Genomic DNA, 20,314 nt, shown 5'->3' with positions numbered 1-20,314 from the left:
CGTTAGCCTGCGCAGGTGCGAGAAACAGAAACCAGTGACGCTGCCGGGGTTCCGGTCGACGAAACCGATCGACTTTTGATGCGTGAATTGGTCTTGGACGGCCGTGCCACTCTCGCGAGTCTTGCTGAGAAGGCCGGACTCTCGATCTCTGCAGTCCAGTCGAGAGTGCGTCGATTGGAGTCTCGCAAGGTGATCCGTGGCTACTCGGCGAAGATCGATCCGGAGGCACTCGGTCATAATCTGTCCGCATTTGTCGCGATCACTCCTCTCGATCCTTCGCAGCCCGACGATGCGCCTGCTCGCTTGCGTCATCTACCGGCCGTCGTCTCGTGTCACTCCGTGGCCGGGAGCGAAAGCTACGTCCTCCTGGTCCGGGTGGCGTCACCTCGCGCGTTGGAACGATTGCTGCAGGAGATCCGTACGGCAGCCAACGTCAACACGCGAAGCACCATCATCCTACAAACTTTTTACGACGAATGACGGGTGTTCCGTAACTTTTACGGCTTCCTATCGACACTTTCGTAAAATTGACATAATCTTCGCAGTATGAGTACTGCGATGCGAGACTTCGGTGACAGTGCGCTCTTTCCGGTCTACGAGGTGCTGAAGGCCAGCATTCTCGTCGACGGATTCGATCTGATTCTCGATGTGCAAAGGTCGCAAGGTTCGTATCTCCGCGACCTGCGAGACGGCACCGAGTTTCTGGACATGTTCGGTTTCTTCGGCTCTTCCGCCCTGGGGATGAATCACCCGGCGATCGCCGACGACGAGGAATTCCAGCAGGAATTGGCCGTTGTCGCTTCCAACAAGCCGAGTAATTCCGACATCTACACCGAGCCTATGGCGCGCTTCGTTGCGGCTTTCGCTCGGGTCCTGGGGGATTCGGCGCTCCCACACTTGTTCTTCGTGGACGGCGGGGCACTTGCGGTGGAAAATGCGCTCAAGGTTGCCTTCGACTGGAAGAGTCGGTTGAACGAAAGCCGTGGATTGTCAAGCGATCTGGGGACGAAGGTCCTGCATTTGACCGAGGCCTTCCACGGTCGGAGCGGATACACGATGTCGCTCACCAATACCGAACCGGGCAAGGTCGCGAGATTCCCCAAGTTCGACTGGCCACGGATCGACTCGCCGTATCTCGCAGACGGTCGCGATGTCGAAGCTGCGGAGAGGAAAGCTCTCGACCAAGCGCGCCGAGCGTTTTCCGACAACCCCGACGATATAGCCTGTTTCATCGCCGAGCCGATCCAAGGCGAAGGCGGTGACCATCACCTCAGGCCGGAATTCCTGCAGGCGATGCAAGAGCTGTGTCGTGAGAATGACGCCCTCTTCATTCTCGACGAGGTGCAAACGGGATGCGGAATCACCGGAACCGCTTGGGCCTATCAGCAATTGGGATTGCATCCGGATGTGGTTGCCTTCGGTAAGAAAACGCAGGTCTGCGGCATCATGGCCGGCGGTCGAGTGGATGAAGTGCGCGACAATGTGTTTCACGTCAGTTCCCGGATCAATTCGACGTGGGGTGGCAACCTCACCGACATGGTGCGCGCCCGGCGGATACTCGAAGTCATCGAGCAGGACCGGCTGATCGACCGCGCGCGATTCACGGGTGCGCATCTCCTTGCCCGGTTGACCGAAGTCTGCGGGCGCTACGCGGCGGCGACCGAGCCGCGCGGTCGTGGTCTGATGTGCGCGATTACGTTGGCGGACAGTGACCTTCGTGATCGCGTCGTCCAGCGACTGCGAGAAGACGAGCAAGTGATGATACTGCCAACCGGGAAGAGAGGAATCAGATTCCGTCCCGCGCTGACGGTGACCACCGGTGAGTTGGACGACGCGGTCGACGCAGTCGAGCGAGTGCTCGAGCGCGAAGTCTAGGCTCTGGCCTGGAGTTCGCTCCACACTCGATCCGGTGTCATCGGTGTGGAGTACATACGCACTCCACACGCGTTGGCTATCGCGTTTGCCAACGCCGGTGCTACCGGATTGAAGGGGGCCTCACTCATCGATTTTGCGCCGAAAGGCCCGAGTTTGTCGTACGTGTCGGCAAACAGTACTTCGGTGATCGGCAAATCTCCGATCTGTGGAACGTGGTAATTGCGTAGCTGAGGATTGATCACTCGACCTTCTTCGATGACGATTTCCTCCGACAGTGCAGCGCCGAGGGCCTGTCCGACACCGCCTTCCACCTGCCCTCGCAGTTGTGCCGGGTTCATGACGGTGCCGGCATCGGCGGCCTGAACCGACTGCAGGATCTTCACCCGGCCGGTATCCGTGTCGACGGCAACGCGAAAACCGTGAACGTTGAACGAGACCGAGCGCGGTGTTCCGTCGTGGCGACCGTCAGCGGCGAGCGGGCCACCTTCGAGTAGCGTCGCGAAATCGAGGCAACCGTGGGACGTTTCGACCCCGTCCGGCGAAAGATCGTCGATCTGCGCGCCGCGGCCACTCAATCGCACTGCACGGGTCAGTATCCGCTCGCGAAGGCGCTCGCAGGCGATCAGGAGCGCCTTGCCGGCGACCACCGTTCCCGTCGACCCGAATGCTCCGGTGTCGTATCCGCCTGCATCGGTGTCGGATTGAACAATCGTGATGCGATCGACTGTCGTCCGCAATTCGGTGGCCGCGATCTGTTGGTGAATCGTGGTGGTTCCGTTGCCGAACTCAGCGGTCCCGATGTTCACGACGTACCGACCGTCTGCCTCGAGTGCGACGGTGGTGTCGGAGAAGTGACCACGCGGCGGGATCGTCGCGATCATGGCAATTGCCATGCCCCGGCCGATCTGCCAACGCGACCCTGCCGGTGCAGCCTCGCCGCGTCCGCTCGACAGTGCACTGTCGACGAGGTCGATGCACTGGTCCAGTCCGTAGCTGCCGAATTCGAGATCACCGTCCTCGACGTGCCAGTCGACAAAATCGTCTCCGGGTACGACGACGTTTCGCCGCCGAAACTCGAAGGGGTCCATGCCGAGACGATCAGCGAGCTGATCCATGGCCGCCTCGACGGCGAAGATGATCTGGCCGAGCCCGTAACCACGGAAGGCGCCGGACGGAACGTTGTTCGTGTAGACCGCTTCGGCGTCGACGCGTTTGGTTGCAGCGCGATAGACCGCCATGGATTCGGCGCAACCGTGGAACATGACTCCGATCGAATGGTTCCCGTACGCCCCGGCGTCGGAAAGGACGTCGATGGCCAGTGCAGTGAGAGTTCCGTCGGCATCGGCGCCGGCGCGAACCGAAACTCGCATCGGGTGCCGTGACGGTGCGATGGTGAACTGATCGCTGCGGCTGAACTCGTAAGCAACGGGCCTACCCGTTCGCAGGACGGCGAGTGCGACCAGATCTTCGGTGAGTAGTTCCTGCTTCCCGCCGAAGCCTCCACCGACCCGCTTGGCGAACACCCGGATTCGGCTGCGATCGAGATCGAAGATGTGCGCCAATTCGTCCCGAACCAGAAACGGCACCTGTGTGCTGCTTCTGATGACGAGACGGCCGTCCTCGTCGAGCCACCCCACTGCGCCGTGAGTTTCCAAGGCCACGTGCTGGACTCGCGCAGTTTTCCACGTACCTTCGACGACTGCAGTGGCATCCGCAAGCGCACGGTCCAGATCGCCGACACCATCGTGAAGCGCGGCAACCACGTTGCGAGGGACTTCTGCGATCCGCGAGCTCTCGTCTTTGTCGCCGTGCAGAAGCGGAGCGCCGGGGGAACGCGCCAGATCTGGTTCGAATACCGCGTCGAGTACCTCGTAGTCGACTTCGATCAGCGAGAGTGCACGTTCCGCCTGCGTCGGGGTTTCGGCGATGACCGCGGCGACTCGCTGGCCGCGGAAACGGACGGTCCTGTCGAACACCCGCGTGTCGTCCGGATCGTCGTTGCGGTCCTCGTGCCGGGCGGTCGAGAACAGCACGTCCGGACTGTCCTGAAAGGTGAGGACCGCGGCGACGCCCGGCGCCGCTTCCGCTGCTGCCGTGTCTATCCGGGTTATGTGTGCGTGTGCGTGCGGACTGCCGAGTACTGCGACGTGAAGCAGGCCGATCGGCTTCTCACCCGGGGAGAAGTCCATGGTGTACTGCTCGGTCCCCGTGACGATGCGTGCGGACGCCGGGGCTGCGATGGAACGCCCTTGTGCCCCGCCTGTTTTGGCGGTCTCGGTATTGGATGTACCCGCGAGGGCGTCACGAATGGACCGATAACCGGTGCAACGGCACAGGTTACCTTTCATCGAGCACGCGAGATCGGATTTTTGTTCGACCGACAGCGCTGATGCGGTGACTACCATTCCCGCTGTACAGAAACCACATTGGAATCCACCGGCGTCCACGAATGCCTGTTGAATGGGGTGAAGTTTCTCCGGTGTTCCGAGGCCGGCGGCGGTGACGACGTCGCGGCCGCCGAGGCGGTGGGCGGGAAATATGCACGAATGGGTGGGGTGTCCGTCGACCAGAACCGAGCAGGCGCCGCAGTCTCCGGCATCGCACCCCTTCTTGACGGAGTTCGCTCCGTGCTCGCGGAGGAAGGTTCGCAGGCACTGTCCGGGGCGGGGCTGGTCGTCGCGGGGAACTCCGTCCACCGAGTACTTCATTCCAGTTCACCTCGGATTTCTTCGGCGAGAAGGTCAGTCATCGCCTTCCGCCACGGCGCAGTTCCATGGACATCGGTGAAGTAAGCGTCTTCCGGAATCCTGCTGTGCAACGCATCCGCAAGTGCAGCGGCGTCGGGGAGTTCGTCGAATTTCAGAGCGTACGGACGGCGGGTCGCGGCGGTGATCGCCAGTGTGAAACCGTCGGCACCGCAGCGTCCGGCAACGGCTACGGCCGATCGCCCGAGTGACGTCTGTGCCAGTTTTCGCATCGCGGTACGTGCGGTCAGTGCATGCACGGGAATCCGGATACTGCGGATGATCTCGCCGGGGCCGAGCACGTTGCGAGAATCGTCGATGACGAAATCGACTACGGGGACTGAGTATTCGGTACCGTCCGGACGCCAGATCGTCAGTTCGGCATCGAGAGCGGTGCACAGAGTCGTCATCGCTCCGGCCGGGAAGGAGAGCGCGATGTTGCCGCCGACGGTCGCGTATCGCAACACCTTCCACGATGCGAGCAGTGCGTCAGCGCAGTGTTGGAACAGCGCTGCGGCGGACCATGAGGTGGGAAGACCGGCGCGGCACAGTTCCTCGATGGTGCAGGTGGCCGCGATTTCGAGACCGAGATCGCCGACCACGACAGCTTTCCAGTCGAAGCCCGCAAGGTCGACAAGAGTGGTCAGGTGCGGCTGCGGTTCCGAGTACAGCCAGGTGCCGCCGCCGATGAACCCGATACCGGGTGAGGCACAGGGGAGCTCGGAGCGGGTCCGCGGCACCAGAACTTCGTCGACGCTGTGCAGATCCATCGCTGCCTCAAGCCTTTCCGAGTAGGTCGCGGTGTGCGCGTGCGACATCCGAGGCCACGACGTCCTCGTCGACGGTGGTGACTCGTCCGTCGGCAACTACGATTTGCCCGTTGACGAGTAGTAACTTCAGCGGGGGCGTCGAGCCGAGTACGAGCGCCGCCACCGGATCGGTGATGCCGGCGTGCGCGACGGTGTCGAGTTTCCACACCGCCAGGTCGGCAAGTTTTCCGACCTCGATCGATCCGATTTCGCCCTCGCGGCCCAGAACTCGTGCGCCGCCGATCGTTCCCAATTCCAAGGCTTTTCGCACCGTCATCGTCTGCGGTCCGCCCTTGGCGCGAGCAAACAGAAGCGCATGACGAGACTCCTCGATCAGACTGCATGCTTCGTTGCTCGCCGCGCCGTCCACACCGAGCCCCACGGTGACCCCGCCCTTCACCAGATCGGCGGCACGGGCGATACCGGCCCCCAGTCGCGCATTGGAGGTCGGACAGTGTGCCGCGGCAGTTCCGGTTCGCGCCATCGTCTCGATACCGGCGTCGTCGAGATGGACTGCGTGTGCGTACCAGACGTCCGGACCCACCCAACCGACGCGTTCCATGTATTCGACCGGCGTGCAACCGAAAAGCTCTCGGCAGAAGCTTTCCTCGTCCAGGGTCTCGGCGAGATGCGTGTGCATTCGCACGCCGTTTTCGCGGGCCAGCGTCGCGGACTCTTGGAGCAGTGACTCCGTCACCGAGAAGGGTGAGCAGGGAGCTACCGCGATCTGCAGCATCGACCCCGCATTCGGATCGTGCCAGCGGTCGATCACCGACTGCGTGCCGGTCAGGATGTCGTCGAGTTTTTCCACGACGTGATCCGGTGGCAGGCCGCCGGAACTCTGACCGAGGTCCATCGACCCACGACACGGGTGGAATCGAAGGCCAACCTGCGCAGCGGCGGTGATCTCGGCTTCGAAAACGTCGCCGGCGTCGCGGGGAACGACGTAGTGGTGGTCGGTGGTGGTCGTACATCCGGTTTTTGCCAACCAGGTGAGTCCGCCGGTGGCCGCCACGTGAACGGCGTCGGCGTCGATACCCGCCCAGACGGGGTACAGCGTGGTCAGCCACTCGAAGAGCGTCGAGTCTGCTGCCAGGCCACGGGTGATCCATTGGTAGAGATGATGATGTGTGTTCACCAGACCGGGCGTGATCAGGCAACCGTTGCCGTCGATCACGTGCGCATTGGGGTACACGGGAGCCTTTCCGGCCCCCACGTCGACAATCTTGTTGCCCGAGATCACGACGTAGCCGTCGGGGTGCTCGGAAAGCTCGCTGTCCATCGTGACCACATGGGCATTGGCGACGACGAGAGTGGTCCCGAGGGCCGGGTCGGTCACGACAACCAGCCTGAATAGGGTGTCCACGACGGCCCCGCGTCTGGTGCGTCGGATCGGCTGACCGCAGCTTGGATCAGCCCGTACGGACGATCGGCGGCGTGGAACACCTCGTTGTCGTTCTCGACTCCGAAGCGGCCGAGTGCATATTCGAAATGATGCTTGTTGGGTGCCGACAGTCGAACCTCGGCAATGATCGGAAACTCTTCGAGAATTGCTTTGCCGATGTGGAAGAGCGTCTGCTGCAAGGCAAGTGAATGCACCTGCGCGAACTGTTTGACGATTTGTGCCTTGATACCCACGTAGACCGATTCCCAGTCGACGTCGGTGGTGACGAATCGCCACTGGGCGACCAACGTCGTCGCCATGACGCGGTCGTCTGTCGGCTCGAGGATCGTGTACGGATCTTCGAGGAAACCCGAGAACTCACTTCCGGTCGATTTGAGGATCACCAGGTCCTTCAAACCGCCGATCACCCACGTCCCGGCATCGGCTGTCCCAGTATCGGAGATCGTGATCGACGCCGTCCGAACTTCCTGACCCTTCCGAATCCAGGTGTAGTCGTGCTCGCTGCCGTCGACAATCGCACGCTCCCAAGCGTATTCCTCGATCTCGATCCGCGCGCCACTGACCGGTTCGATGTCGTCGACGAAATGACGGGCGAGTTCGAGTCCGTACGTCTCGATCGAGATCAGACCCTTTTCCTTGGCGTAGGAATAGGCCGTTTGTTTCTGCGTGTCGGTCGGCAGAACCTTCGACTGATCGCCGGTGAGGTACGCGTCGGCGAAATCTCCACGCAGGCAGGTGGAGACGTTGATGTCGTGGATCTCGTGACGAGGAGTGTCGCGGTAGATTCGGACTACCCTGTTCTCAGCTTTGCCGTACTGGTGACCGGTAAGTTCGATGGATCCGCTCAACCGGTCGGTGCTTGTAACACCGGTCGTGATGTTGCCGGTTGTGATGTTTTCGGTAGTCACGTGTTCAGCTCCCGCGATAGGTGGAATAAGCAAAGGGCGACAGCAACAGTGGGACGTGATAGCCCCGCGTCGTGTCGTCCACCCGGAAGGTCACTGTCACTTCCGGGTAGAAGTTCTCTTGTCCGTTGGTCTCGAAATACGTTCCCGTGTCGAAAGTCAGGGTGTAGTGACCGGTGACCAGACCACCGGGAGCAAGTTCGGGGATGCGGCCGTCGGAGTCGGTCTCGGCACTGGTGATCGTGACGCCGTCTCGATCACGAAGTTCGACGCGAATCCCCGCCGCGGGAATGCCCGTCGTCGCGTCGAGAACGTGCGTGCTCAGGGTCTTGCTCATGCTGCGCCTCCGGCGAGTGAATCGATCAGACGGGCAAGCCTGATTCGATTGATGGCGGCCAATTCGGTTCGAAGCACGGAACGCTCGGTCGCCGGGTCGTTTCGGAGACGGCCTCGAAGGATGTCGAGGAGCTCCGTTCCAGATTTCCCCGACGCGCAGACCAGGTAAACATGGCCGAATGTCTCTTCGTACTCGGCGTTCTTCTGTCGAAGTTCCGCGAGGACGTCTTCTGTCGCGGACGAGACTTCCGACTGTTCACGGGTCGAGGCCGCGCTTTCGCTTCGCTCACCGATTCGTGGGTGGCCGGACAGAGCGTCGTCGATCTCGGACTCGGGAAGCTCGGCCAGCACCGCATCTGCTTTGTCGAACAGAGCTTCCAGATCGGTGAACGGGCGAGACGCGGCGATTTCCTGTGCCCACACGGCGGAATGGCAACACTCGAGCAGCGCCGCGACTGCCTGGTGGTCACCGAGCGCATCGAAGGCTCCGAGACCACTGGAATTCGTTGTAGGCATGTCCACAGGATTACTTGAGCATGTTACGGATCTGTAGCGCAGCAATTACGGGAGATGATGTGTCTCGATCTTATTTCTCCGGCCGCCCTTTTCCGGTGACAGATACATTCTTAGGTATGACCGATACTCCGAAGCTGTCTTCCGTCGTACCGTCCCTGGCGAACCTCCGAGACATCGGTGGACCCGAATCGAGCTTCGGTGGCACCGTCCGCACCGGGAGTGTGTTTCGTTCCACCGATCTGGCATCGCTCAGTGCGGAGGGCGCACAGACCCTCGCCGATCTGGGCATCGTCACGATCTACGACCTGCGCACCGAGTCCGAACGCGAGACGGCGCCGGATCTGACGCCGGACGGAATACGAGAACTCGGCCTGGACGTATTGGCGGACAAGCAGTATCGCGCCATTCCGGCTCAGATGCAGCAGATGATCGCCGACCCGGCGTTGGCTGCCGAAGCGTTGGGCGGCGGCCAGGCGCTCGAGTACTTTCAGGGAAGTTACCGCGATTTCGTGACCTTGCCGAGTGCCGTCGCGTCGTACCGGCAACTGTTCGTCGACTTGGCGCAGCCGCCCAGCTCGCCGGCACTCATTCACTGCACCACGGGCAAGGACCGCACGGGCTGGGCCGCAGCCGCGCTACTGCTGTTCCTGGGTGCCTCCGAGGACGCGGTCTTCGCGGACTACCTCGAAACCAACAAGGTTCTGTTGCCGATGTTCGCGCCGCTCCTCGAGCGATTCGAGGCCAAGGGTATCGATCCGACCCTGCTCGAAGGTGTCCTCGGTGTCAGGCGCGAGTACCTGGAGGCGTCGATGGCAGAGCTCGCGCAGGTCCACGGATCGATCGAGGCCTACTTCACCGACGGCCTGAAGATCGACGCGTCGACCCAGGAACAATTGCGGAGCAACCTGCTCAGCTGATCAGGACCTGCTCGGCTCGTCGTCGCGGGCCCTTCGACGCCGCATCACGAGGCTGACGATACCGATCCCGATGGCGATGCCGAGCAGGTCGGCGGTGCCGTCCCAGATCGAACCGGAACGCGAAATGGGCAGCGCTGCTTGAAGAACCTCGGAAGTCGCAGCAAAAATCACGAGCCACACCGCGGTGATCCACGCCGGGATCCGGGCGTGCAACGAGGTGATCGCCAGCACCGCGAACATCAACGTGTGAGTGATCTTGTCGGTGTTCTCCGGGCTCGACGGGACGGTGGAGCCCGGGGAGAAGAGCATGATCAGGGCAATGACCACGGCGATCGCCAGCGGCCAGTATCGGTTGTTCTTCAATTCGTCTGCCCCTCGACGACGACGAGTCCGAGTGCACCTTCGGCGAACCTGGTGACGGCGTCGGCGGCTGTCGTGAGCGCCTCGGTGTGCCCGTCGCGGGCCCAGCCGGTCAGCAGGGCGGTGGAGTCGAGAGGCGTCAGAACGACCTCGGCGAGAAGCTCACCGGTGTTGGGCTGGCACACGGCCCAGGAGTAGACGCTGTTTTCGTGCCACTGAGCGCTCCGCTGACTCACGTAATCGGGGTCGGTGATACCGCCGTCGGCAAGGGCAGGGCGGTCGTCCACACGCTCGTCTGCGCGCAGTGCTCGCAGATACCATCCGCCTGCGTTGATCTCGATCGGCTCCATCAGTCGGAGTCCCGCTCGCGGCGACGCTTGGCTTTGCGTTCCCTGTCGGTACCGAACAGCAGTGCGCCGGCGAGGGGAATCGCGAGGAACCACAACCAGGTACCGGTGACGAAGAACAGGATCACCGCGAGAATCGGGATGACGGCCATGACGCGTCCGGACCAGTCGGGGTTGAATCGTCGCTCCGCCGGTGCGGCGGGAGGTGTCACCATCGACAGGGGAGCGGTGCCTGGAGCTTGATAGTTGCCCGGTAGATCGGCGAACACCGGAACGAGTTCACTGCGAGTTGTTGCGGCACTGACGATTCCGCTTCTCTCGTCGAACTCCGTGACGGTGAGGCGGCCTGCGGCGAAGTGCTCGCTCAGGAGATCGAGTGCCTGCTCGCGTTCTGCAGTGCCGATGCGAATGTCGGGGACGTCAGCCATCGTTACAGCCTACTCAAACGACTGTGCGCCTTTCCGGTAGTGGGGACTACCGGAAAGGCGCACTGGGCCGGAGGCCTTACTTCAGTTCTGCGAGAACCGTTCCCTGCGTGATTGCTGCACCCGGCTCGACGGACAGTCCGGTGACGACACCGGCCTTGTGCGCGTTGACGGGGTTTTCCATCTTCATGGCTTCGAGAACCGCGATCAGGTCGCCTTCTGCGACTTCCTGGCCTTCGGTCACTGCGACCTTGACGACGGTGCCCTGCATCGGAGCGGTGACGGCGTCACCGGATGCTGCGCCGCCGCCGGCGCCGCCGCGCTTGCGTGCCTTCGGCTTCTTGCGGATGGCACCGGATGCTGCGCCGCCGCCGTTGCCGAGCGAGAACTGGCCCGGGAGGGAAACCTCGACGCGACGTCCACCGACCTCGACGACGACGTTCTGACGCGGCAGAGCCTCGTCCTCGTCGTCGACCGGTGCACCGGAACCGGCGTACGGCTCGATGGTGTTTTCCCAGTCGGTTTCGATCCACTTGGTGTAGATGTCGAACTTCTCGCCGTCACCGACGAATGCCGGGTTCTCGACGATGTGGCGGTGGAACGGGAGGACGGTCGCGAGGCCGTCGATCTCGAACTCGGCCAGAGCGCGCGATGCCCGCTGGAGGGCTTCTTCGCGGGTGGCGCCGGTGACGATGAGCTTGGCGAGCATGGAGTCGAACTGTCCGCCGATGACGTCGCCGGCGACGACACCGGAATCGACGCGGACGCCGGGGCCCGTGGGCTCACGGTAGACGGAGACCGGGCCGGGGGCGGGCATGAAGCCGCGGCCGGCGTCTTCACCGTTGATGCGGAACTCGAAGGAGTGTCCACGCGGGGTGGGATCTTCCTTGATGGAGAGTTCTTCGCCGTTGGCGATGAGGAACTGCTGACGCACCAGGTCGATGCCCGCGGTCTCTTCCGTGACGGGGTGCTCGACCTGCAGGCGGGTGTTGACCTCGAGGAAGGAGATGGTGTCGCCCTGAACCAGGTACTCGACCGTTCCGGCGCCGTAGTAGCCGGCTTCCTTGCAGATGGCCTTGGCGGACGCGTGGATGCGTGCGCGCTGGTCGTCCGTCAGGAACGGAGCCGGAGCCTCTTCGACGAGCTTCTGGAAGCGACGCTGCAGTGAGCAGTCGCGGGTACCGGCGACGACGACGTTGCCGTGCTGGTCGGCGATGACCTGAGCCTCGACGTGGCGGGCCTTGTCCAGGTACTGCTCGACGAAGCACTCGCCGCGACCGAAGGCTGCGATGGCCTCACGGGTGGCAGACTCGAACAGCTCGGGGATTTCCTCGATGGTCTGGGCGACCTTCATGCCGCGTCCACCGCCGCCGAAGGCAGCCTTGATCGCAACCGGTACGCCGTATTCCTTGGCGAATGCGACGACCTCGTCTGCGCCCTTGACGGGGTCCTTGGTGCCGGCAGCCATCGGAGCCTTCGCGCGTTCTGCGATGTGGCGAGCGGTGACCTTGTCGCCGAGGTCGCGGATGGACTGCGGTGACGGACCGATCCAGATGAGGTTCGCGTCGATGACGGCCTGGGCGAAGTCGGCGTTCTCGGAGAGGAAGCCGTAGCCGGGGTGGATGGCGTCGGCGCCGGACTTCTTGGCGGCATCGAGGATCTTGTCGAACACGAGGTAGGACTCGGCGGACGTCTGTCCGCCGAGGGCAAATGCCTCGTCTGCGAGCTTCACGAACTGCGCTTCTGCGTCGGGCTCGGCGTAAACGGCAACGCTGCCGTAGCCGGCATCCTTGGCCGCCCGGATGACCCGTACCGCGATTTCACCGCGGTTCGCGACAAGCACCTTCGTAATGTGCGCGCTGGCATGACTGGGCACTGAGCCTCCTGTGGTTCGCATAGTCTGTCTCCGCGGTGTATTCCTCTGGGATTTCACCATCGGGGGATTGGCATCACTTCGGAGTGTATGCATCGCTTCGGCGCTGGCTGTAACCGGATCGCTAAAGCCCACTCCGGCTTAGGAAACGGTTTCGAAAACTACCGATGAGTAGCTGCCGGAGGTGCCGGTGTCCGGTTCGGCGACGATTTCTTCGACGGTCCGGCGCAGTGTGGCCACGTAGGCGTGAACCGCGGCGTTCGCCGTCTCGTTGCCTGGATACCTGACTGCGAGATTGAGGCCTTGGGGTGTGCGGTTGATCCAGATGTAGACGTCGTGCGTGTATGCCTTGCTTCGAAGTGCTCTGGCGTTCCATTCGGGCCACTGTGCGGCCTCGGGTACAAAGCGAACGTCCATGTAGGACACCACGAATCGCGGTCGAATCGGGGTTTCGAGGTGCTCACCGATCCGATCGAACGGGACCGCGGCGGCAGGCTTGACCGAAGCGATCGATTCGGCGGCGCGTGTCGCGAGGTCGACGAACGAACAGTCCGATCCAACGGCGAACTCGACCGGGCACAGTCCGACGAACCAGCCGAGCGCACCCGCCCACTCCTGAGCGCTGCGGGTGTGAACCGGCGTCACGACCTCGAATTGATCGGATCCCGCGACTTCGCGACCTACGGCCGCAAGTCCGCCGAGTAGTCCGGCGAAATAACCCACGCCGGCTGCTGCACACGTCGAACTGAAGGCCTTGGACTGCTCGGCGTCGAGTAGCCAGGTCGACAGGCCGTTCTGAGAATCGGTTCCGCGTTCACCGATCGGTAGCGGGAACTGGGGTAACCCGTCCGTTCCGAGAGCCTTACGCCAGATCTCCACCGCAGCCTTCTCGGCTTCCATGTCGGCCATCTGCTCGCGTTCGACGGCACCGAAATCGACGTAGCTGCCCACCGGGAACAGATTTGCAGCGCTGCCGGTCGAGGCCTCGCGGTACAGCGCTGCGATCTCGTGAGCGACCAGCACGATCGAGAAACCGTCGATGATCGAGTGGTCCGCCGCGAAGAACACGGTGAACGGACCGTCGCCACCGCGGGGCGTCAACGTCGCGAAGACGTACGACGGCCAACTGTGCGGGGACGCGTAATCGTCGAACAGGCGGTGAAGGTGGTCGAAGTTGTCCTGGCTGGACGCATCGTAGCCGTGGCTGACGACCCCGATGTCGATTCCGCCGATCGGGACGGTGTGCCGGGTGATCTCGCCACTCGAGGGCTCGAGGACGGTATGCGAGCGCAGAACTTCATGACGGTCGATCCAGCGGCCGAGGGCGACTCGGAACGCATCGACGTCGAGCGGGCCGGAAATCTCGAAAGCTGTTCCCAGCCAAGACTTGTCGCCCGCACCTGCAGCGGAACGGTTGAGATGTGCCTCGTGAATGTAGGAGACGGGCCGCGGATCCGGAACCCATGGCCCGGTTGCGCACGGCAACCATTCGACGAGTGCGCCGGCCGGAATCGCATAGTCGGCCAGTTCGGTGAACTCCATGTTTTTTCAGCCCCGCAAGTGCCGCTTGATGCGCGCGAGCATGGCCGACATTCCGCGCAGACGGAGCGGGCTCACAGCTTCTGCGAGACCGAGCGCCGAATAGAAGTCGTCGGGTACACCGAGGATCTCGTCCGCGCTGTGACCGTCGAGCCCCTGCGCGAGGATCGATGCGAAACCACGCGTAGTGGGAGCCTCGGGGGGCGCGCTGAAGTACAGGCGGACGTTGTCGCGATCCGAATCGTCGACCGAGAGGAACAGCGGCGACTGACATTCGGGGACCGGCTCCATCGCGCTCTGCTCGAGCTCCGCCGGCAACGGCGGTAGCTCTCGGCTGAACTCGAGAAGAAGGGTGAGCTTGTCCGAGGCGCCGACGGCTGCGAAGTCGTCGACGATCTCGGCCAGAGCCGAAGGAAGAGTGCTCATGACGCCGATACGGAGGAAGGAACTGCGCCGGGCTCTTCGCCCTGGACGATCGGGACGCGCACTGCATTGCCCCACTCTGTCCAGGAACCGTCGTAGTTACGAACGTTCGGGTAGCCGAGAAGATGGGTCAACACGAACCAGGTGTGGCTGGAACGCTCACCGATGCGGCAGTACGCGACGATGTTGTCGTCGGCCGACAGACCGCCGTAGATCTCGCCGAGTTCGGTGCGGGTGCGGAAGCGGCTGTCCGGTGCCGCTGCCTTCGCCCACGGGATGCTGAGAGCGCTGGGAATGTGTCCACCGCGCAACGCACCCTCTTCGGGGTAGTCGGGCATGTGGGTGCGCTCGCCGGTGTACTCCTGCGGAGATCGCACGTCGATGAGCGGCCCGTCGCCCAAGTGTGCGAGTACGTCGTCCTTGAATGCGCGGATGGGAGCGTCGTTGCGCTTGACGACCGGGTAATCCGTTGACGTGATGTCGGGAACGTCGAATGCGGTGTCACGGTTCTCGGCGATCCACGCATCGCGGCCACCGTCGAGAAGACGGACGTCCTCGTGGCCGAACAGAGTGAAGACCCAGAGTGCGTAGGCGGCCCACCAGTTGCTCTTGTCGCCGTAGATGACGACGGTGTCGTCGCGGCTGATGCCCTTGCGGTTCATCAACTCTGCGAACTTCGCACCGTCGATGTAATCGCGGGTGACCGGATCGTTGAGGTCGAGATGCCAGTCGATCTTCACTGCGCCGGGAATGTGGCCGACGTCGTACAACAACACGTCTTCATCGGATTCGACGACCTTGAGGCCCGGCGTACCGAGATTCGCCGAGAGCCATTCCGTCGAGACCAACCGGTCGGGATGCGCGAACTCGGCAAACGCGGTTGAGGGATCGGGGGCAACGGGCACGGGCGTACTCCTGAAGACGAATCGTTCGGTTCGAACACGGACTTGATCGATTCTATGCGCTGCGCGCAAGGGGAGACGCCCGGAAGCAGGTTCTGCCTGCTCGTACCCGTTGTCGACACTAAATCCTCGGTGTTCCTGCCCCGACGCTCGAATCTCTCAATTGTTCGGTGACACTTCCGATCGGCGTCACGCCCCGGGCGCAGACTTCCCTCAGAATCCGGTCGAGATCGGTGAGGAAATTCACCATGGTTTCGTTTGCCGTGTCGGTGTCCGGGAAGCGCGAACGCAGCGAGAGACCACGGTTCGTTCGCGAAATCCAGAACTGGGCATCGTCGGCGACAGTCACATTGCTGATGTGATGAGCGTTGAGGAGATCATGATCGTCGGTGCCGGGTAGTTTGCGGTAATCGATGTACGACACCATGAAGACGTCAGTGTGCGTGCGTCGAATCTTGTCGCCCAAAGCATCTCGAACCTGGGCCATGGTGACGCCCTCGAGCGTCAACGCAACTCGGAACGACGCGTGCGTATGTGCAAGGGATGCACCGAAATCCGCATCGGGAGTGATCTGGACCGTGATCGGCGCGCTCGTGGTGAGCCAGCCGATGGCGTCGGCCCAGCGTGGATCTTTGCGGATGTGCAGCGGGAATTGCAGTGGAAGCGTCGCCTGTCCGGTGAACGAGTGGACGGAAAGTCCCATCGCAGTGAGGATTCCGGTGAACACGCTGCCGCCGGCGGATAGGCAGATCTCGTCGAACGTCGCGGTCAGTTCCTCGTCGAGCAGCACGCGCACATCGGCGCCCTGAGGCGCGGGCTTTCCTGCCTCGACGCCGAGATCCAAGGGGAAACTCGGCGATGTGCCACCACAAATCTCGTAGAACCTTGCCCACTCTCGGATTCGAGGGTCGTTGTCGACGGGAAGCAGAGCGTCGGCCTCCAGTTCGCAGTACCGCACGAAACTTCCCGGGTCACCCAGTCGGCTCATCACTGCGTCGACGGCCTCGTGGTCGGTCAGTTCGGGTATGGCGATCAGTCCCTCGTAGATCTGTCGCAGTTCCCCGAGAGCGATGACCAACGAGTAGCCGTCGACGAGTGTGTGATCGAAGGCGCTCAGGACCGTGTAGTGCTCTTCGCGTTCGACCGTGGCAAACGTGTAGGCGGGGAAGGTCAGTGGATCGCATACCGTCGTGAATCGCTTCTTGAGGTGCGCTCGGAGGTCTTCGGTAGAATCGAACTTCACAGGTTCCGAAGTCTCGATGTGTGTGCCGTCGGGATCGAGTCCCATTCGGGTGGTGGTGAACTCGCCCACCTCGAATCCTGTGTGCAGAGTGTCATGGCGACTGATGAACAGGCGCAGCGCGAGATCGAGTGCGGGCCGATTCAGTTCTCCGGGAAGGTCGAATGCGGCTGCCATCCACACACTCCGGCCCATGCCGTGTGTTCGCGCAGTCTCGAGATGGAAATGTTGGTTGTACGACGGTGGTACTTCCGACTCGGTGACGGCGCCGTCCGCGGGCTGGAGCGACCATTCGGTGACGATTCCGGGCTCGAGTCCGTATCGATCGATCGAGGTGACATGCATCAGGATGCTCCCTCTGGTGCCGAGAACGAGTAGTCGCCCTGAGCTGCAACAGTTTTGATGATCTTGGAGACGTGCTCGGCGAAGCGGGTGGCCGATTCGTGGGCAATGGGGGTGTCAGGGTGGGACACGGCGATCCAGGTGCCGGTGTGCATCCGGTTGATCCACATCGACGCGATCTGCGTCTCTTTGCCGCCGACGATTCCCGTTGCCTTCGTCTCGGCGTAACTGTATGGATCCGGCATGCGGCGGCCGTCGATGTACGAGACGATCGGCGGTGGGGTGAGCGTCTTCGACAATCCGCCGGGTGCGGAATCCGACTCGGCCAAGCTCGACAGAACCAGATCGATGACTTGCTGCACAGAGACATCGAGGAGTGCCTTGCCGTCGTGGTACCCCTGCTGCCCGAGCTTTGCCAACTCGGTGAAGCGTCGCTTGTCGTCGACGTCGATGCCGACCGGGATCAGGTTGATGTACCAGCCCTGTGCAAACGAGTCGGCCTCGGTTCGTGTGCTGACCGGCGAGAGGGCGATGTACTTGTCGCGTCCGGCCAGTTCGAATTCCGCAATCGCGAGGGCGGTGAATATTCCACCGATGAAGTTGGCGCCGTTGGCTTTACAGACCGCACCGAACCTTTCGCACTCATTGTCGTCGGCCAGGTCGAAGCGTGAACCGATAGCCGGTTTGGGCGCGTCTTCCGCCCCGAGCGGGAGCGGAAATCCGGGGAACGAGCCGCCGCTGCGCATGAGGTAACCGAGCCACTGGTGCACTTCGGGGGACTGCATAGTCAGTTCGGTTGTTCGCTCGCGTTCGACGCGACCGAACTGTGCGTAACTTCCCGCGGGGCCTAGTTCGGGATGTGACCCGGTCGTTTCCGCGGCGTAGAGCTGACGCAATTCCGCGTACATCAGCACCATCGAGTTCATGTCCGAATGGGCGTGGTCGACTGCGTGGAACAGGGTGAAGCTCGGATCGGCTTCGAGGTCGGCATGGTGGTGCTCGACGGCGCCGAACACGAAGGCCGGCCACTGAAGGGCACTGGTTTCCGTTGCGAACTTGGTTGCGACGAGTGCGCGGATCGCCTCGGATTCGGAGACGTCGTCGCCGACGCCGTACTCGAGTTCGATGCTCTCGACCGGCACCACGTGTCGACGGACCTCGAACGCGGTGTCCGCAGCGTCGGTGGTTGCTTCGTCGAAGGAGAACCAGCTGTGCAGCGTGTCGTGGCGACGGACGTAGCGCTGCAGGGCTCGCGTCATGGCGTCGCGGTCGAGTGTTCCTGCGAAATCGAAGGCGATACCGATCCACGGAGACTGCGGATCGCCCTTCTCTGCGGTGACGCGGGCGCGTCGCAGGTGGCGATCCTGCATCGTGGTCGGGGGTAGTTCTCGGTCGATCTCGGCTTCGGCGGCTCGTTGAGCGGAAGCATGCGTGACGCCCCATTCGATTACCCGTCCAGGAAGCGGGTGCCAATGGGTGATCAAGTTCAGATCCATCGAGTAGAACTCCTGCGTGTGTCGTCGAGAAGCCTGCTCTGAAAATGGGCAGACGACGAACTATCCCATCTGGGGGACTGAATTGTCCGAAATACTACAATCTAAACAAGAACAGGTTCTAGAAGCGTCCTGTTCGATTAGGATAATTCGGTGCTTCCGGACCCTTTAGGTGACGCTGTCGGCGCCGACCACAAGGGCGGACGGCGAGCTGGTTCTCTGACGCCCTGGCTCGGGTTGGCGACGAGTCTGGCGGCGGCGTTCATGCAGTTGCTCGACGCGACGATCGTCAACGTCGCGCTTCCGAGTATCGCCGTCGATCTTCAAGCAGGCGTATCGGCGCAGTTGCTCATGGTCAGCGTGTACATCCTGGCTTTTGCGTGTTCGTTGATCACCGCGGCCAGGTTGGGGGACCTGTTCGGTCGTAGGGTTGTTTTTCTGACCGCCCTGTTCGTATTCGTCGCGGCCTCGTTGCTGTGCGGGCTCGCTCAGAGCGCGACGATGTTGATCGTCTTCCGGGGTTTGCAAGGGTTGGCGGCCGGTTCGATGTCCGCCCAGACGTTTGCCATCATCTCGGGTCTGTTTCCGAAGGCCAGGCATCCGCGAGTGTTCGGGATCTACGGTGCGACCATCGGGCTCGCAACGGTCAGTGGGCCTCTGATCGGCGGGCTGCTGATCGAGTGGAATCTCTTCGACTGGGGCTGGCGCCTGATCTTCTTCGTCAACATTCCGATCGGCATCGCCGCCTTGATTCTCGGGTATTTCCATCTCGTCGATGCTCGCGCTGAGCATGTGCGCTCACTGGACCTCATCGGCGCCGCACTGTCATCGCTGGCGCTGTTCCTGCTGATCCTTCCCCTGGCCGAGGGAAGGGCGCGTGGATGGCCCACAGGTCTTGTTGTCATGCTCGCGATGTCGGTGCCGGTGGCATTGGCGTTTGTGCTCTACGAATCGCGTCTGGCGAAACGAGGCGGCGATCCGGTCCTTCGTCTGGAGCTTTTCCGCGACCGAGCCTTCGCGATCGGCGCGGTTCTTGCGTTCGTATTCTTCGGAACCCTGACTTCGTTGATCTTCACCATCAGTCTCACGCTTCAGTTCGGGTTCGGGTTCTCCGCATTGCGAGCGGGCGTGATGACGCTCCCGTGGGCCGTCGGCATGGGCGTGGCTGCGGTTCTCTCATCCGCGGTGTACCGGATGCTTGGAAACCGCGTTCTGATCTTGGGCATGGTCGTCTTTGCCGGCTCGCTGATCGCGTTGTCGGTCATCCTCGAACACGAAGGAACTGATCCACGCTGGCTCGCGCTCGCCGGTCCTCTCCTCCTCGGGGGCGCAGGGCTCGGACTGTTCGTGGCGCCACTGCAGACCGCGATCCTCGCGACGGTCGAACCCGCGCACGCGGGTTCGGTGTCGGGGCTGCTACCGACCGTTCAGCAGGTTGGCAGCTCGATCGGACTGGCCTTGATCGGAGTGGTGTTCTTCTCGCTCGTCGCGGGCCAAGCTCCGCAAGCAGTGCAGGGGGAGCGGCCCGAGTACGTTGCGAATCTTGAAGCTGCCGGCGTGAATCCCGGCCTGGTCGACATCGCCGAAAAGGCATTTGTCGATTGCGCGACAAGTCAATTGGCATCCGGAACGCCGATGGAGGTGGCGCCGGAATGTCGCCGCGAAGGAACTGCCGGCGCCGGGGGCCAATCCGTTCAAGTGGCAGTTGATGCCGCGTACGCATCTACTCGCGCGGCGGCTGGCGAAGCGTTTCTCGAAGCCCAACGCCGCGTGCTCGCGATCATCGCAGCAATTGCGCTCGGCATCGGATTGGCCTCGACTGCCCTGCCGCGGGTCAATTCCCCAGTCTGAAAAAATACCCTT

19 protein-coding genes are annotated in these 20,314 nt (G+C 62.5%); 4 read left to right on the top strand and 15 right to left on the bottom strand.

The window, feature by feature from the left end; all coding sequences use genetic code 11:
* The first annotated feature begins 15 nt into the window (after positions 1 to 15).
* Both AC2ETI_RS05055 and lat read left to right on the top strand, forming a co-directional pair.
* Positions 16 to 480 (top strand): Lrp/AsnC family transcriptional regulator, encoded by a 465-nt coding sequence (locus AC2ETI_RS05055; protein WP_019747732.1) that lies wholly within the window; start codon positions 16 to 18, stop codon positions 478 to 480.
* Positions 481 to 546: 66 nt separating this feature from the next.
* On the top strand, positions 547 to 1,875 hold the full coding sequence (gene lat, locus AC2ETI_RS05050) for an L-lysine 6-transaminase (protein ID WP_070796163.1): 1,329 nt from the start codon (positions 547 to 549) through the stop codon (positions 1,873 to 1,875).
* Here lat and AC2ETI_RS05045 read toward each other — a convergent pair.
* The 6 genes from AC2ETI_RS05045 to uraD all read right to left on the bottom strand — a co-directional run bounded on the left by AC2ETI_RS05045 (position 1,872) and on the right by uraD (position 8,590).
* Positions 1,872 to 4,583 (bottom strand): molybdopterin-dependent oxidoreductase, encoded by a 2,712-nt coding sequence (locus AC2ETI_RS05045; protein ID WP_113683019.1) that lies wholly within the window; start codon positions 4,581 to 4,583, stop codon positions 1,872 to 1,874. The two genes, lat and AC2ETI_RS05045, sit on opposite strands and share 4 nt — an antisense overlap.
* Positions 4,580 to 5,389, bottom strand: coding sequence for an FAD binding domain-containing protein (locus AC2ETI_RS05040; protein ID WP_060938629.1), 810 nt, complete (start codon positions 5,387 to 5,389; stop codon positions 4,580 to 4,582). The genes AC2ETI_RS05045 and AC2ETI_RS05040 overlap by 4 nt, the downstream gene beginning before the upstream one ends.
* 7 nt (positions 5,390 to 5,396) lie before the next feature.
* Positions 5,397 to 6,710: an 8-oxoguanine deaminase gene (locus AC2ETI_RS05035; protein ID WP_483633670.1), complete on the bottom strand. Its 1,314-nt coding sequence runs from the start codon at positions 6,708 to 6,710 to the stop codon at positions 5,397 to 5,399.
* 53 nt (positions 6,711 to 6,763) lie between these two features.
* Positions 6,764 to 7,681, bottom strand: a complete 918-nt coding sequence (gene pucL / locus AC2ETI_RS05030; protein WP_024487453.1) for a factor-independent urate hydroxylase — start codon at positions 7,679 to 7,681, stop codon at positions 6,764 to 6,766.
* A 64-nt stretch (positions 7,682 to 7,745) separates the two neighbouring features.
* Entirely contained in the window at positions 7,746 to 8,075 is a 330-nt protein-coding gene (gene uraH / locus AC2ETI_RS05025; protein ID WP_113683017.1) for a hydroxyisourate hydrolase, read from the bottom strand.
* Positions 8,072 to 8,590 carry a 2-oxo-4-hydroxy-4-carboxy-5-ureidoimidazoline decarboxylase gene (gene uraD, locus AC2ETI_RS05020; protein ID WP_113683016.1) on the bottom strand — a complete coding sequence of 173 codons (519 nt, stop codon included), beginning with the start codon at positions 8,588 to 8,590 and terminating at the stop codon, positions 8,072 to 8,074. Before uraD ends, uraH begins: the two co-directional genes overlap by 4 nt.
* A gap of 116 nt (positions 8,591 to 8,706) precedes the next feature.
* On the opposite strand from uraD, the gene AC2ETI_RS05015 reads away from it, so the two are divergent.
* Positions 8,707 to 9,507, top strand: a complete 801-nt coding sequence (locus AC2ETI_RS05015; protein WP_483633624.1) for a tyrosine-protein phosphatase — start codon at positions 8,707 to 8,709, stop codon at positions 9,505 to 9,507.
* Here the strand turns inward: AC2ETI_RS05015 and AC2ETI_RS05010 are convergent, their stop codons facing one another.
* The 9 genes from AC2ETI_RS05010 to AC2ETI_RS04970 all read right to left on the bottom strand — a co-directional run bounded on the left by AC2ETI_RS05010 (position 9,508) and on the right by AC2ETI_RS04970 (position 18,454).
* Positions 9,508 to 9,870: a VanZ family protein gene (locus AC2ETI_RS05010; RefSeq protein WP_113683015.1), complete on the bottom strand. Its 363-nt coding sequence runs from the start codon at positions 9,868 to 9,870 to the stop codon at positions 9,508 to 9,510.
* A complete protein-coding gene (locus tag AC2ETI_RS05005; protein WP_003940792.1) occupies positions 9,867 to 10,217 on the bottom strand; it encodes a hypothetical protein in 351 nt (116 codons plus the stop codon). The genes AC2ETI_RS05010 and AC2ETI_RS05005 overlap by 4 nt, the downstream gene beginning before the upstream one ends.
* Positions 10,217 to 10,642, bottom strand: a complete 426-nt coding sequence (locus AC2ETI_RS05000; protein WP_020907074.1) for a DUF1707 SHOCT-like domain-containing protein — start codon at positions 10,640 to 10,642, stop codon at positions 10,217 to 10,219. The genes AC2ETI_RS05005 and AC2ETI_RS05000 overlap by 1 nt, the downstream gene beginning before the upstream one ends.
* A 76-nt stretch (positions 10,643 to 10,718) precedes the next feature.
* A complete protein-coding gene (locus AC2ETI_RS04995; protein WP_019747743.1) occupies positions 10,719 to 12,515 on the bottom strand; it encodes an acetyl/propionyl/methylcrotonyl-CoA carboxylase subunit alpha in 1,797 nt (598 codons plus the stop codon).
* Positions 12,516 to 12,653: 138 nt separating this feature from the next.
* Complete coding sequence (locus tag AC2ETI_RS04990) at positions 12,654 to 14,054, bottom strand: condensation domain-containing protein (RefSeq protein WP_113683014.1); 1,401 nt, start codon at positions 14,052 to 14,054, stop codon at positions 12,654 to 12,656.
* 6 nt (positions 14,055 to 14,060) lie between these two features.
* On the bottom strand, positions 14,061 to 14,477 hold the full coding sequence (locus tag AC2ETI_RS04985; RefSeq protein WP_019747745.1) for a SufE family protein: 417 nt from the start codon (positions 14,475 to 14,477) through the stop codon (positions 14,061 to 14,063).
* Positions 14,474 to 15,379 (bottom strand): sulfurtransferase, encoded by a 906-nt coding sequence (locus tag AC2ETI_RS04980; protein ID WP_019747746.1) that lies wholly within the window; start codon positions 15,377 to 15,379, stop codon positions 14,474 to 14,476. Before AC2ETI_RS04980 ends, AC2ETI_RS04985 begins: the two co-directional genes overlap by 4 nt.
* 118 nt (positions 15,380 to 15,497) lie before the next feature.
* Positions 15,498 to 16,961: a condensation domain-containing protein gene (locus tag AC2ETI_RS04975; protein WP_483633623.1), complete on the bottom strand. Its 1,464-nt coding sequence runs from the start codon at positions 16,959 to 16,961 to the stop codon at positions 15,498 to 15,500.
* Positions 16,961 to 18,454: a condensation domain-containing protein gene (locus tag AC2ETI_RS04970; RefSeq protein WP_483633622.1), complete on the bottom strand. Its 1,494-nt coding sequence runs from the start codon at positions 18,452 to 18,454 to the stop codon at positions 16,961 to 16,963. Before AC2ETI_RS04970 ends, AC2ETI_RS04975 begins: the two co-directional genes overlap by 1 nt.
* Positions 18,455 to 18,604: 150 nt before the next feature.
* Between AC2ETI_RS04970 and AC2ETI_RS04965 the strand changes: the two genes are divergently transcribed.
* The gene (locus AC2ETI_RS04965; RefSeq protein WP_019747749.1) at positions 18,605 to 20,302 is read left to right on the top strand and encodes an MFS transporter; all 1,698 of its coding nucleotides are present in this window, start codon (positions 18,605 to 18,607) and stop codon (positions 20,300 to 20,302) included.
* Positions 20,303 to 20,314 lie beyond the last annotated feature (12 nt).

This window comes from Rhodococcus sp. MurmanLake-1 (assembly GCF_056945715.1).
This window is presented reverse-complemented; position numbering and strand designations above follow the sequence as displayed.